Here is a 13745-nt window from a genome sequence, read left to right as displayed (position 1 = left end):
TCGGGAATATGCGACTACCCTGGAACCGATCGTGCGGGGGTGAGCGGTTCGACCTCCGGCGCAGATGCCGCAACAAATGTCAGGAGGCTCCCATGAAGGGGAAGATCGGACTCGTCGTCGGACTCGGCGTCGGATACGTGCTCGGCAGTCGCGCAGGTCGCGAGCGCTACGAGCAGATCAAGACGCAGTGGCTCAAGGTGTGGAACCTCGATCCCGTCCAGGACAGGGTCACGCGTGTCCAGGATTTCGCGAAGGCCCAGGTCGCGGCAGTGCCCGGCGCGATCTGGACGGGAGCGGTGAAGGTCGTCAAGGCGGCCGCCAACCCGGGCACTCCTGAGCAGAAGCTGCACTCCGCGGTCGGCGCGGCGAAGGACGCCGGCGAAGACGTCGCCGACGCGGCGAAGGATGCCGCGGCCGAGGCCAAGCGCACCACCGCGTCGCGCAGCACGCCGAAGTCGGCCGGCTCTTCGGGCTCGTCCGGTTCGTCGGGATCGTCGAGCACGACCGGGACGTCGAGCACGTCCGGGTCGGCGAGCACCACCGGCAAGTCCGCGGCGAAGAAGACGAGCTCAGAGGCGGAGTGACATGGCACGCGGATACCGCGACCGCGCCGATGACAGCCTGCTGACGCTGCTCGGTGACCTACCCGAACTGGTGCGCAACCTCGTCACCGCCGAGATCGACTCGGCGAAGGCGTGGATCTCGCGCACCGCGAAGGATGCCGGCATCGGCAGCCTGTGGTTCGTCGTCGTGCTGTTCCTGCTGTTCTGGGCGATCCCCGTGCTGCTGGCCTTCGCCATCATCGGCCTCGCGTCGTGGTGGCCGGCGTGGCTCGCGGCGCTCGCCGTGTTCGGCTTCCTGATCGTCGCCGTCATCATCTTCGCCCTGCTCGGAGTGATGCGCTTCCGCAAGGTGGTCAGGCGCGAGAACCCCGGGCAGGCCATCGCCACCGACGTGCGTCTCGTGAAGGAGGCCGGCAATGACGAACTCTGACCCCCGCGTGCCGTCGACGGTGGTGCCCGCCGGGCCTCTGCCGCGCACGGCGGTGCCCCCGGGCATCGTCGATCCGGTGGAGTCCGCGCGCGCCGAGCTGAAGGCCGCGCTGGCCGCCATCGAGATCAAGGGCAACTTCCCCCGGCGCATCGAGAAGGCCTCGCAGCGCGGCATCCTGCGCGCCCGCACCTTCGCGCACCGCAACCCGGCGGGTGCGGCCGCGGCGGTGGTCGGCGTCGCCGCAGTCGTCGGCGGCGCGGTCTGGGTGATCGCACGCGCCCTCTCGCGCTGACGCTGACGCGCCCTCTCGCGCGGACGCGCACGGGTGAACCGGCCTCGGTTCGCCATGCCCTCGCAGAGGGGGCAGACTGGAAGCATGTCGGAAGTACGCGAGCACACTGAGTCCGCATCCGCCCCCTCCGGGTCAGAGCCTTCGCCCACCGGGTTCACCCTGTGGGCCGTCTGGCGCCGAAACCCCGACTCACCCGTGTCCGAGACCGACGCGACCGAGCTCGAGACGATCGTCGGCTACATCGAGGACTCCGGCGTCTCGGTGCGCGGCTTCTACGACGTCAGCGGGCTGAAGGCCGAGGCCGACCTGATGGTCTGGCTGCACGGCGACACCGCCGAAGAGCTGCAGCGCGCTCTGCGCCGGCTGCGCCGCACCGACCTGCTGCGCTCGCTGCTGCCGGTGTGGAACGTCATGGGCGTGCACCGCGACGCCGAGTTCAACCGCCAGCACGTTCCGGGCTTCCTGCGCGGCATCGAGCCGAAGGGCTGGCTCTGCCTGTACCCGTTCGTGCGCACCCCCGAGTGGTACCTGATCGACGAGGCCGAGCGCCGCAAGATGCTCGCCGACCACGGACGCAAGGGCGCAGCCTTCACCGGTGTCATCGCCAACACCGTCGCCGCGTTCGCGCTCGGCGACTACGAGTGGCTGCTGCCGCTCGAGGCGGACGACCCCACCGAGCTCGTCGACCTCATGCGCGACCTGCGCTACACCGAGGCCCGCCGGTTCGTGAAGGAGGAGGTGCCCTTCTACACCGGGCGCCGCCTGCGCTTCGACGAGATCGCAGACGTGTTGCAGTGAACACCCCCATCCGCCTCGGCACCCGGCGCAGCGCGCTCGCCCAGGCGCAGTCAGGTCACGTCGCCGACGCGCTGTCGAAGATCGCCGGACGCCCCGTAGATCTCGTGCCGATCGTGTCCGAGGGCGACACCAACCGCGCGTCGCTGTCCGAGATCGGCGGCACCGGGATCTTCGCGAACCGGCTGCGCGAGGCGCTCATCGCCGGCGAGTGCGACATCCTCGTCCACTCGCTGAAGGACCTGCCCACCGCCGTGCCCGCCGAGCTGGTCATCGCGGCCACGCCCGTCCGTGAGGACCCGCGCGACGTCGTCATCACCCGTGAAGGCACCCCGCTGCACGCGCTGCGCCCCGGAAGCCGGGTCGGCACGGGTGCCCCTCGTCGCATCGCGCAGGTGCGCCGCCGCGCACCGCACGCCGAGGTCGTCGACATCCGCGGCAACGTCGACTCGCGCCTGGCGCGCGTCGAGTCGGGTGAACTGGATGCCGTCATCCTGGCCGCCGCCGGCCTGTCCCGTCTCGGCCCGGAGTCGTCGCTGCTGCGCGAGCCGCTCGGCCTTGCCGAGTGGCCGACCGCCCCGGGTCAGGGCTCGCTCGCCGTCGAGACGACGACCGATGCGCCCGCCGAGCTGCTGGCCGCGCTCGCCGAGCTGGATGACGAGGACACCCGTATCGCCGTGACCGTCGAGCGCGCGATCCTCGCCGGGCTCGAGGCCGGATGCCAGGCGCCGATGGCCGCGCACGCGGCCGTGACAGGCGACAGCATCCGCATCCGCGCGGTCGTGTACGAGCCCGGCGGAGACCGCCGGATCGGACTCGACGTCACCGAGTCCCTGAACGGGGGGTATATTCGTCGGAACGGCAGTGGCAACGGAGCGATTACTGCCGATGGTGCAGACCCGATGCATGCGATCCGTGACATCGGCATGTCTGCGGCCCATCGGCTGCTCGAACAGGGGGCGGCCGACCTTCTCCCGCGAGAGTGATCTGATGACTGCTTCCGAAACGAAAACGGCACGGCCGCTGGCCGGCTGGCGCGTGCTGGTGCCCCGTGGCGGGCCCTGGGGCGACGGTGTCGCCGCGAGTCTGCGAGCGCAGGGCGCCGTGCCCGTGGTCGCGCCGCTGATCAACTTCGCACCGACCACCGACCAGGTGGCGCTGGATGCCGCGCTCGAGCGCCTGCAGCAGGGACACTACGACTGGCTGACGGTCACGAGTGCGACCACCGTCGACGTGCTGTTCGCGCATCGCGTCGAGGTGCCCAGGACGACCCGCATCGCCGCGGTCGGCGAGACCACCGCCGCCGCGCTGGCCGCAGTCGGCTACGAGGTCGCACTCGTTCCCGAGCTCGACAACTCGGCGGCCGGGATGGCCGAGCAGATGATCGCCCTCGAGCCCGAGCCGCGCCGCATCCTCAGCCTGCGCAGCGAGATCGCCAAGCCGGTGCTCTCGAAGTCGCTGACCGAGGCGGGCCACGATGTCGACAGCATCGTCGCCTACCGCACCGTGGGGGTGCCGGTCACCGACCGCATCCGCCGCGACGTCGAGAACGGCCGCATCAACGTCATCCTCATCACCAGCGGATCCGTCGCCGGGCAGGTGCGCGAGCAGTTCCCCGAGATCCCCGACACGACGCTGCTCGCGGCCATCGGCCCCCGCACCGCCCAGGATGCCCGCAAGGTCGGGCTCCCGATCTCGGCGGTCGCCGACCGGCAGACCGTCGACGCGCTCATCGAGACCGTGTCGCACTTCACCCTTCCGCACGCGGCCGACGAGTTCGCACCGTGAGCGGCTACCCGACCACCCGCCTGCGCCGGTTGCGCCAGTCGGCGCCGGTGCGCAACCTCCTGCGCGAGACCTCGCTCGAGGCGCGGCAGCTGGTGCTGCCGATGTTCGTCCGCGAGGGGCTCACCGAGCCGGCGGCGATCGGCTCGATGCCCGGGGTCGTGCAGCACTCGCTCGACTCGCTGCGCGCTGCCGCTGTGGATGCCGCCGAGGCGGGCGTGGGCGGCGTGATGCTGTTCGGAGTGCCCGAGGTGCGGGATGCCGAGGGCTCGGCCGCGGATGATCCCGAGGGCATCCTCAACGTCGCGACTGCGGCGCTGGCCGCAGAGGTCGGCGACGCACTCGTCGTGCAGACAGACCTGTGCCTGGACGAGTTCACCGACCACGGTCACTGCGGGGTGCTCGCGCCTTCCGGCGCGGTCGACAACGACGCCACCCTCGATCGCTACCGGTCCATGGCGGTCGCGCAGGCGCGCGCCGGCTCGCAGCTGCTCGGGCTGAGCGGCATGATGGACGGTCAGGTCGCCGCGATCCGCGAGGCGCTCGACACCGAGGGCTTCACCGACACCCTGCTGCTCGCCTACTCGGCCAAGTACGCCAGCGCCTTCTACGGCCCGTTCCGCGAGGCCGTCGACTCGCAGCTGCAGGGCGACCGCCGCACGTACCAGATGGACCCGGGCAACCGTCGCGAGGGCGTCCGCGAGGCGCTGTTCGACGTCGACGAGGGCGCCGACATCGTGATGGTCAAGCCCGCGATGGCGTTCCTCGATGTGCTGCGCGAGGTGCGCGACGCCGTGGACGTGCCGGTCTGGGCGTACCAGGTGTCGGGCGAGTACGCGATGGTCGAGGCCGCCGCAGCGAACGGGTGGATCGATCGCCGCGCCGCCGTGCTCGAGTCGCTGATGTCGATCCGCCGTGCCGGTGCGGATGCCCTGCTGACCTACTGGGCCGTCGAGGCCGCCCGCTGGCTCCGCACCCCCTGACCCCGCGTCCCCCCCCGCACCCCGCCTCCCCACCCCGTCTATTTGTCACAAAGTGCCGCTATTCGCCCCGGATTTCAGCACTTCGTGACATATAGACGGATGCGTCACCAGAGGAAGACACATGACCGATCGCAATGACGACCTGTTCGACACCGCCCGCGCGGTGATCCCCGGCGGCGTGAACTCGCCGGTGCGCGCGTACGGCTCGGTCGGCGGGACGCCGCGCTTCCTGGCATCCGCATCCGGCGCCATCGTGACCGACGCCGCCGGACGCGACTACATCGACCTGGTCGCGTCGTGGGGTCCCGCCCTGCTCGGGCACGCGCACCCCGAGGCGGTGCAGGCGGTGCAGGATGCCGCCGTCCGCGGCCTGTCGTTCGGCGCGCCCACAGAGGGCGAGGTCGAACTCGCACAGCTGATCGCCGACCGCGTCCGGCACGGCGACGTCCGCCCCGTCGACCGCGTGCGGCTGGTGTCCACCGGCACCGAGGCCACGATGACCGCGATCCGTCTCGCACGCGGCGCCACCGGCCGCGACCTGCTGGTGAAGTTTGCCGGCCACTACCACGGCCACTCCGACGGGCTGCTGGCCGCGGCCGGATCCGGCGTGGCCACCCTCGCCCTGCCCGGCTCGGCGGGAGTGCCCGCGCCGATCGCCGCGCAGACGCTGGTCATCGACTACAACGACCCCGACGCCCTCGCAGCGGTCTTCGCCGAGCACGGCGACCGCATCGCCGCGGTGATCGTCGAGGCCGCCGCCGCGAACATGGGCGTGGTCGCCCCGCAGCCCGGCTTCAACCGGCTCATCGCCGACACCGCGCACGCCCACGGCGCCCTGATGATCCTCGACGAGGTGCTCACCGGCTTCCGCGTGCACCCGGCCGGATACTGGGGCCTGCAGCAGGCCGCGGGCGAGGAGTACCTGCCCGACATCATCACCTTCGGCAAGGTCGTCGGTGGCGGGATGCCGCTCGCCGCACTCGGCGGTCGCGCCGAGGTCATGGATCTGCTCGCCCCGGTCGGCCCGGTGTACCAGGCCGGCACCCTCTCGGGGAACCCGCTCTCGGTCGCGGCAGGGCTTGCCACGCTGCGCCTCGCGACCCCCGAGGTGTACGCCCGGGTCGACGCATCGGCCGCCCGCCTCGCGGACGCGCTGGATGCCGCACTGACGGATGCCGGTGTCGTGCACGCCGTGCCGCGCGCCGGCAACCTGTTCGGCCTGGTCTTCTCGGCCGAGGATCCGCGCGACTACGCGCAGGCCCAGGCGCAGGAGTCGTTCCGGTACGCGCCGTTCTTCCACGCCATGCGCGAGCAGGGCGTGGCGCTGCCTCCGAGCGTGTTCGAGGCGTGGTTCCTCACCGCCGCGCACGGCGACGCCGAGCTTTCGGCGATCGAGGCCGCGCTGCCCGCGGCGGCCGCCGCCGCGGCATCCGCCACCGCCTGACGGAACGATCGGGTGCGCTTCACCCGATCGTTGTCGCGTTGTGAGCAAGTCGCAGTGATCTTGCGGGAGTGCGCTGGCAGACTGTAACCCATGGTGACGCTCCTGCTGGATCAGACGAGACTCGAGATCGTCCTGTCGCCGATCGAGCGCGCGTCGACCTTCCACCGCGAGAACCTGCGGATCGCCCGCGAGCACATCACCAAAGTGCAGCTCACCGACGATGCGTGGACCTGGCTGCGCGGCGTTCCGGGTCCGGGAACGTACATCCCCGGCATCCTCGCGGGCGGCACCTGGAAGGGTGCGGGCACGACCGACTTCGTCCTCATCCGCAAGCGCCGCCCGAGCGTCGTGATCGACCTCGAGGGCGATGAGCAGTTCCAGCGGCTGATCCTCACCACCCGGCACGGGCTCGCTCTGACCCAGGCGCTGCGCCTGGAGGTCAGCGACAAGCCGGCCGATGTCGCCGAGATCGCTTCGACCGCGCCGGTGCCGGTACAGAAGCCGCGTCAGCGCCCGGTCATCAGGCCCCGCCCGGCCTGATCAGCCGGAGAGCGGCCGTTCGTCAGTGGTGCTGGTCGCCGTCCCGCTGGGCGTGCTCGTTGTCGCCGTTGTCGCCCGAACGCTCTGAGTCATCCTCGTCCGTCTGCGCAGTGTCATCGTTCTGGGCGTCCTCGGCGGGCGCGGAGCCGTAGGGGTAGTCGGGCGCCGGGCCGTCGAAGAAGCGGCTGGCCGCGCTCGACAGCGAGGTGCGCATCGCGGCGAGACGCGGGTCGTCCTCGGCGTCGTCGACCGTGGAGTCGTCGTCGCCCTCGTTCGAGGGCTGCGGCGCGAACACCGGGATCGCCTCGGTCGCCGGTGCGTCGCCCTGCAGGGGAGACGCGGATGCCGGGATGCCGGTGATCAGCTCGGTGAACGTCGGCGGCTCCGTGATCGACGGCAGCGAGACGGCCTCCGTTGCGAGGGGCAGGATCCCGCCGGACTGGGCCGACTCGCCCTCGTCACCGTGGTCGGCGCCGGATGCTGCGTCGTCTCCCTGCTCGGAGTCGGATGCCGCAGTGTCGTCGGATGCTGCGCCGGCCGCGCGCGGTGCCCACAGCGCCGCGATCGGGTCGGCGTCGTCGTCGGCGTCGTCGTCGGCGTCGTCGTCGTCGTTCTCGCCCGTGCTGTCCGAGGCGGCGTCGTCACGGTAGCGGGCGCGGCGGGTGGTCCAGAAGGTCCCGGATGCCGCAGGCTTGTCCACGCTGCCGGCCTGGTCGTCGGTGGCGGATCCGCCGTCGGGCTCGGCATCCGCGCTCTCCGCGGCGTCCTCGCCGGGACCGTCTGCGTCTCCGTCATTGGCGTCGTCTGCGGACTCGGCGTCCTCGGCCTGGTCGTCCCGACGCGCGTCGACCGCGTGGTTCTCGTCGGAGTGGTTCTCGCCGTCGCGGTTCGACTCCGAGGAGTTCTCGTCGGCAGCGTCCTCGTCCGCGGTGTTCGCGTGTTCGGACGCATCCCCGCCGTCGGCGGGCTCATCGCTCGCGGTCGACTGCTCGCCCTCGCCGGACTGCTCAGGCTGAGGGTGCTCGTCGCTCTGGCCTTCGGCGGCGCCGTCTGCGACGTCTGCGGTCTGTTCCGTGCTGCCGTCCGGCTGCTCCGTCGCGTCACCGTCGGCGTCTTCTGACTCTTTGGCACCGTCGGCGGCCTGCGTCTCGGGAACCTCGGCGTCACCGTCGGCCGTCGGGGTGCTCACGGCATCCTCGTCGCTTGCGTCGCCCGCGTCGCCGGGTGCCTCCGTGTCGCCGGTGTCGGGCGCAGCGCGCTCATCGCGCGCAGCATCCTCGTCCTGACCGGCATCCGCATCCCCGGCATCCGCCGCGGCGACAGCACCCGCGCCGCCGGCAGCATCCTCCTCGGCACCCGCATCCGCCTCGGCATCCGAATCACCAGCTGCCGCGGCATCCGATCCATCCGTCGAACCCGCACCGTACCCGGCGCCGGCCGCGGCGCCCATCCCGCCGTCGGCGACGACGGCCGCGGCACCCGCGGTGGCGACGCCACCGGCGACCAGCGCGGCGTCGGCCGCGGTGCCCTGCTCACTGCTCACGGGCGCGTGCGCGACCGGGTTCGCGACCTCGTCGAGGCGCGGGCTGTCCGAGCGGCGGCCGTACACGAGGTCGAGGAAGACGTCCTCGAGGCTGGGGCCGCGCTGCTGCAGAAGGGTGAGGGCGACGCCCGCCTCGGCGGCGATCGCGCCGACGGTCGCGGCATCCGAGTCGCGCACCGTGACACCCGAGCGCAGCACGTCGAAGGAGAGCTTCGCACCCGAGAGCACCGTGATCAGGCGCGCGCGGTTCTCGGCATCGACGATGACCGCCCCGCCGGACGGGTCGGCCAGCTCCTCCATGGCGCCGGAGTACACCGCGCGGCCCTTCGACAGCACCACGACGTCGTCGGCGACCTGCTCGATCTCGCTGAGCACGTGCGACGAGACCAGCACGGTGCGCCCCTCATCGGCGAGGCGGCGCATGAGCAGGCGCATCCACCGGATGCCCTCGGGGTCGAGGCCGTTCGCGGGCTCGTCGAGCACGAGGACGCCGGGGTCTCCGAGCAGAGCGGTCGCCACGGCCAGCCGCTGCCGCATACCCAGCGAATAGCTGCCCAGGCGGGTGTCGGCGTCGTCCTGCAGGCCGACCTGGTGCAGCACCTCATCGACGCGGGATGCCGGGATCGAGTTGGCCTTCGCCGAGATCAGCAGCTGGCGGTTCGCGGTGCGGCGCGGACGGTAGGGCGACTCCTCCAGCACGGCGCCCACGGTGCGCAGCGGGTTGCGCAGCTCGGCGTAGGTCGATCCGCCGATCGTCACGGAGCCCGAGCTGGGGCGGATCTGACCGAGCAGCATCCGCAGGGACGTGGTCTTGCCGGCGCCATTCGGGCCCAGGAATCCCGTGACGACGCCCGGGCGGACGCGCACGGAGAGGTCGGCAACCGCGGTGACGGCTCCGAAACGCTTCGTCACCCGGCTGAACTCGAGCACCTGTCCTTCGGGCATGGCGACCTCTCCTGTTCGGGGCAATTCATCCCATCTTCCCGGAAAATGCCTGAAATCCCGGCTTCACCTGCCGGAAAGAGTCATCCCGGGGCCCGAATCGGGGCGAAACGCGAAGCGGAGTAGCCTGGCGGACGTGACCGATGCCGAAGCTGCCACCGTCCTCGTCCGCGCCGAGAACTCGCTCGGACGCATCACGCTGAACCGTCCGCGGGCGATCAACGCCCTCGATCTCGACATGATCACGCAGATCACCGCTGCGCTCAAGGCCTGGGTCGACGACAGCGACATCCAGACGATCCTCATCGACGGCAAGGGGGAGCGCGGACTGTGCGCGGGCGGCGACGTCAGGGCGCTGTACGAGCAGCTCGTGACCGGGCATCCCGGCGACATCGCCGAGTTCTTCCGGGCCGAGTACGCGATGAACGCGCTCATCGCCGAGTACCCGAAGCCCGTGGTGGCCTTCGCCGACGGGATCACGATGGGCGGTGGCATCGGCCTGGCAGGGCACGCCTCGGTGCGCATCGTCACCGAGCGCTCCAAGCTCGCCATGCCCGAGACCCGCATCGGCTTCACGCCCGACGTCGGCGGCACCTGGCTGCTGGGCCGTGCACCCGGGCGGCTGGGGGAGTACCTCGGCCTGACCGGGCGGACCATGACCGGAGCGGATGCCGTGCACCTCGGATTCGCCGACCACTTCGTGCCCTCCGACCGGCTCGACGGGTTGCGCGAGGCGCTGGCCTGGCGGGCCGACCCCGGCACCCCGAACGAGCTCGTGCTGCTGTTCGACGAGACCGCCGACCCATCGCCGCTGCTCGAGGCGCGTACGTGGGTCGACGAGGTCTTCTCTGCGTCGACCGTCGGCGAGATCGCCGATCGGCTGCGAGCATCCGAGGCTCCGGATGCCGCCGCGACGCTGGCCGTGCTCGAAGAGCTGGCCCCCACCGGACTGGCCGTCACCCTCGACGCGGTGCGCGAGGCGCGCGAGATGCGCAGCGTGCGCGAGGCGCTGGAGGGCGAGTACCGCCGCGTCATGTGGTTCGGCACGCATCCCGACATGGTCGAGGGCATCCGCGCCCAGCTGATCGACAAGGACCGCCAGCCGAAGTGGAACCCCGCCACGATCGCCGAGCTGCCCGGCGACGCCGGCGCCCCGGCCCGCGCGTTCGTGCCCGAGGTGCCGCTGTTCTGACGTGCGGGATCGGGGACCGGTCCGGGCGCCCGCCCGGGCGCCGGTCGCAGGGTGCGCACGGGCGGCCCGCATAGACTCGCAGGCATGCGAGAAGAGGATGCCGCCGCGCCCGCCGTGCTCTTGGTGTGCGACTACTCGCTGAGGTACCTGGGCGGCGCCCAGACCGCATTCCTGCGTCAAGCCGAGGCGCTGGCCGGCGAGGGCGTGCGGGTCGTGGTGCTCGCCCCCGACGCCGACGTGCTGGCGACCAGTGCGACGGATGCGGATGCCGAACGGCATCCGATCGTCACCGTCGCCCCGCCCCGGCGGGGCACCATCCCCGTGCTCGATCTGCCCCTGCTGGGTCGCGCGCACGACCTGGAGCCGCTGGTCGCCGCGACCATCCGCCGGCACCGGGTCGGGGCGATCATCGTGCACTCCGAGTTCGCGCTCGCCGCGGCCGCCCTCGAGGTCGGCCGGCGCCTGAACGTGCCCACGCTGCACACCGTGCACACCTTCTTCTGGCGGGCGCCGCTCGCGCTCGCCGCGTTCGCCCCCGTCGTCACGGGCGTGCACCGCTCCCTGACCGGCATCCGCGAGGGCGACCGCTTCACCGGCAGCCACCCGCTCAACAACGCCCTGCGCACCATGACCCTGCGGGTCGCCCAGCGCTCGGGGATCGTGCTCTCGCCGTCGCGGCATCAGGCCGAGGCGCTGCGCGCGGCCGGAGCCGGCCGCGTCGAGGCGTTCTCGAACGTGGCGCAGCCACTGCGCGCGACCGACCCGTCCGTGGGCGGGGCGGTGCAGCTGCTGTGGGTGGCGCGGTTCGCCCCCGAGAAGCGGCTCGAGGTCGCCCTCGACGCCATGCGGATCGTCGTCGACCGGATCGGCCCCGACCGCGTGCATCTCGACGTCGCGGGCGGCGCGCACCGCCCGGTGCCCGGCGTCACCTTCCACGGCGCGGTGGCCGGTGAGCGGGTGGGAGAGCTGATGGATGCCGCGGATGCCGCGCTGATCACCTCGCTCGGGTTCGACAACCAGCCGATGGTGGCGCTGGAGGCGTTCGCGCACGGACGGCCGGTGATCGTCAGCGACCCGGTGCTGGCGACCGAGTTCGGGGATGCCGCGATCGGCACGCCGACACCGGACGCCGCGGGCCTGGCCGAGCTCATCCTGCGCGTGGAGGCGGACCGGTCGCTGCTGGATGCTCCGCGCGCCGGCGCCCTCGCGTACGCGCGCGACCGGCAGCCGGCCGCGCACGTCGCCGGTCTGCAGGCGCTAATCGACTCGGTGCGCTGATCTGAGCCTGCTCGCCGGGCCTTCCGGGGCGCGGTGGGATCCTGATCGGGGCGTGGGCGCGAAAGCGCAGGCCCGAGGGCGGTTTTCGCTGTCAGCGAAGGTCATCCCTGAGGGGGATCCGAATGTCGGTGGAGCGTGGCAGTCTGTCATCTGGCCGCATCCGGTCCGATTCCCCCATCCCAAGGAAGTCCGCCTGTGCTGGGAAAGATCCTCTTCCGTTATCTGTCCAAATATCGATGGCTGCTGGCCGGCGTGCTGGTGTTCCAGTTCGCCAGCGCCATGGCCTCGCTCTACCTGCCACGCCTGAACGCCGACATCATCGACCAGGGCGTCGCCAAGGCCGACATCGACTACATCTGGTCGCACGGCTCGTTCATGCTGATGATCTCGCTGGGACAGATCATCGCATCCATCGTCGCCACCTTCTTCGCCGCCCGCGCCGCCATGCAGGTGGGGCGCGACATCCGCGCCGACGTGTTCTCCCGCGTCAGCGGATTCTCCGAGCGCGAGGTGTCGCAGTTCGGCGCCGGCTCGCTCATCACCCGCAACACGAATGACGTGCAGCAGGTGCAGATGCTGGCGATGATGGGCGCGACCATGTTCGTCACCGCGCCGCTGCTCGCGATCGGCGGCATCATCATGGCAGTGCAGACCAACGTCGGACTGAGCTGGCTGATCGCCGTCTCGGTGCCCGCGCTGCTCATCGCCGCCGGGATCATCATCGGCCGCATGGTGCCGCTGTTCCGCAGCTACCAGGGCAAGCTCGACTCGGTGAACCGCATCATGCGCGAGCAGCTCACCGGTGTGCGCGTGGTGCGCGCCTTCGTGCGCGAGCGCATCGAGGAGGAGCGGTTCCGCGGGGCGAACACCGACATCATGATCGTCGGCCGCAACGTCGGCTCGCTGTTCGTGCTGCTGTTCCCGCTGTTCATGCTGATCCTGAACGTCACCGTCGTGGCGGTCATCTGGTTCGGCGGCATCGAGGTGAACCAGGGCACGGTCGAGGTCGGCACCCTGTTCGCGTTCATGCAGTACATCGGCCAGATCATGATGGGCGTGATCATGTCGAGCTTCATGGCGATGATGATCCCGCGCGCCGCAGTGTCGGCCGAGCGCGTCGGCGAAGTGCTCGACGCCGAGTCGTCGATGACCCGCCCCGAGAACGGGGTCACCGAGTTCCCGAACCCCGGCACCGTCGCGTTCGACGACGTCGAGTTCACCTACCCTGGCGCCGAGTCGCCGGTGCTCTCGGGCATCACCTTCCGTGCCGAGCAGGGTGAGACCGTCGCCATCGTCGGCTCGACCGGCGCGGGCAAGACCACGCTGGTCTCGCTGATCCCGCGCCTGTTCGATGTGACGGGCGGGGCGGTGAGAGTCGGCGGCACGGATGTGCGCGAGGCCGACGTCGAGGCGCTCTGGGCGAGCATCGGCCTGGTGCCGCAGCGTCCGTTCCTGTTCACCGGCACCGTGGCGTCGAACCTGCGCTACGGCCGGGAGGACGCGACGGACGAAGAGCTGTGGAAGGCGCTCGAGATCGCCCAGGGCCGCGACTTCGTCGAGGAGATGCCCGACGGGCTGAACTCGCGGATCGCGCAGGGCGGCACGAACGTGTCGGGCGGTCAGCGTCAGCGTCTCGCGATCGCGCGGGCTCTGGTGCACCAGCCGCGGATCCTGGTCTTCGACGACTCGTTCTCGGCGCTCGACCTCACCACAGACGCCCGGCTGCGCCAGGCGCTGTGGCGCGAGCTTCCCGACGTCACGAAGATCGTCGTCGCGCAGCGCGTCTCGACCATCACGGATGCCGACCGCATCGTCGTCCTCGAGGGCGGCACCATGGTCGGCGTCGGCACGCATGACGAGCTGCTCGCCGGCAGTGCCACCTACCGAGAGATCGTCGAGTCGCAGCTGGGGGTGGACGCATGACCGCGCCGGAGAACTCGAACGAGTGGGAGACGCAG

The 13745-nt window shown here is 71.3% G+C and carries 13 protein-coding genes; 12 read left to right on the top strand and 1 reads right to left on the bottom strand.

Translation table 11 applies throughout. From position 1 onward, the window contains the following. The first annotated feature begins 92 nt into the window (after nucleotides 1-92). From H7694_RS14830 to H7694_RS14790, 9 genes are all read left to right on the top strand, one after another. On the top strand, nucleotides 93-584 hold the full coding sequence (locus tag H7694_RS14830) for a hypothetical protein (protein ID WP_227468163.1): 492 nt from the start codon (nucleotides 93-95) through the stop codon (nucleotides 582-584). A 1-nt stretch (nucleotide 585) separates the two neighbouring features. Continuing rightward, the gene (locus H7694_RS14825; protein ID WP_193597213.1) at nucleotides 586-993 is read left to right on the top strand and encodes a phage holin family protein; all 408 of its coding nucleotides are present in this window, start codon (nucleotides 586-588) and stop codon (nucleotides 991-993) included. Next, nucleotides 980-1285 (top strand): hypothetical protein, encoded by a 306-nt coding sequence (locus H7694_RS14820; RefSeq protein ID WP_193597212.1) that lies wholly within the window; start codon nucleotides 980-982, stop codon nucleotides 1283-1285. The genes H7694_RS14825 and H7694_RS14820 overlap by 14 nt, the downstream gene beginning before the upstream one ends. 84 nt (nucleotides 1286-1369) lie before the next feature. After that, entirely contained in the window at nucleotides 1370-2083 is a 714-nt protein-coding gene (gene hemQ / locus H7694_RS14815) for a hydrogen peroxide-dependent heme synthase (RefSeq protein ID WP_193597211.1), read from the top strand. Then, complete coding sequence (gene hemC / locus H7694_RS14810) at nucleotides 2080-3066, top strand: hydroxymethylbilane synthase (protein ID WP_193597210.1); 987 nt, start codon at nucleotides 2080-2082, stop codon at nucleotides 3064-3066. Before hemQ ends, hemC begins: the two co-directional genes overlap by 4 nt. 4 nt (nucleotides 3067-3070) lie before the next feature. Then, entirely contained in the window at nucleotides 3071-3868 is a 798-nt protein-coding gene (locus H7694_RS14805; RefSeq protein WP_193597209.1) for a uroporphyrinogen-III synthase, read from the top strand. After that, a complete protein-coding gene (hemB, locus tag H7694_RS14800; protein ID WP_193597208.1) occupies nucleotides 3865-4848 on the top strand; it encodes a porphobilinogen synthase in 984 nt (327 codons plus the stop codon). The genes H7694_RS14805 and hemB overlap by 4 nt, the downstream gene beginning before the upstream one ends. A gap of 121 nt (nucleotides 4849-4969) precedes the next feature. Then, a complete protein-coding gene (locus tag H7694_RS14795; RefSeq protein ID WP_193597207.1) occupies nucleotides 4970-6292 on the top strand; it encodes a glutamate-1-semialdehyde 2,1-aminomutase in 1323 nt (440 codons plus the stop codon). A gap of 90 nt (nucleotides 6293-6382) precedes the next feature. Continuing rightward, nucleotides 6383-6832, top strand: coding sequence for a hypothetical protein (locus H7694_RS14790; protein ID WP_193597206.1), 450 nt, complete (start codon nucleotides 6383-6385; stop codon nucleotides 6830-6832). Between the two features lie 22 nt (nucleotides 6833-6854). Here H7694_RS14790 and H7694_RS14785 read toward each other — a convergent pair whose 3' ends face one another. After that, nucleotides 6855-9320 carry an ATP-binding cassette domain-containing protein gene (locus H7694_RS14785; protein WP_193597205.1) on the bottom strand — a complete coding sequence of 822 codons (2466 nt, stop codon included), beginning with the start codon at nucleotides 9318-9320 and terminating at the stop codon, nucleotides 6855-6857. A gap of 133 nt (nucleotides 9321-9453) precedes the next feature. On the opposite strand from H7694_RS14785, the gene H7694_RS14780 reads away from it, so the two are divergent. The 3 genes from H7694_RS14780 (at nucleotide 9454) to H7694_RS14770 (ending at nucleotide 13710) form a co-directional block, all read left to right on the top strand. Continuing rightward, nucleotides 9454-10509 (top strand): enoyl-CoA hydratase/isomerase family protein, encoded by a 1056-nt coding sequence (locus H7694_RS14780; protein WP_193597204.1) that lies wholly within the window; start codon nucleotides 9454-9456, stop codon nucleotides 10507-10509. An 84-nt stretch (nucleotides 10510-10593) separates the two neighbouring features. Continuing rightward, entirely contained in the window at nucleotides 10594-11787 is a 1194-nt protein-coding gene (locus H7694_RS14775) for a glycosyltransferase family 4 protein (protein WP_193597203.1), read from the top strand. A gap of 195 nt (nucleotides 11788-11982) precedes the next feature. Then, the gene (locus tag H7694_RS14770) at nucleotides 11983-13710 is read left to right on the top strand and encodes an ABC transporter ATP-binding protein (protein ID WP_193597202.1); all 1728 of its coding nucleotides are present in this window, start codon (nucleotides 11983-11985) and stop codon (nucleotides 13708-13710) included. Nucleotides 13711-13745: the final 35 nt, after the last annotated feature.

Origin of the sequence: Microbacterium sp. YJN-G, assembly GCF_015040615.1 — a bacterium.
Taxonomy (GTDB): Bacteria; Actinomycetota; Actinomycetes; order Actinomycetales; family Microbacteriaceae; genus Microbacterium.
This window is presented reverse-complemented; position numbering and strand designations above follow the sequence as displayed.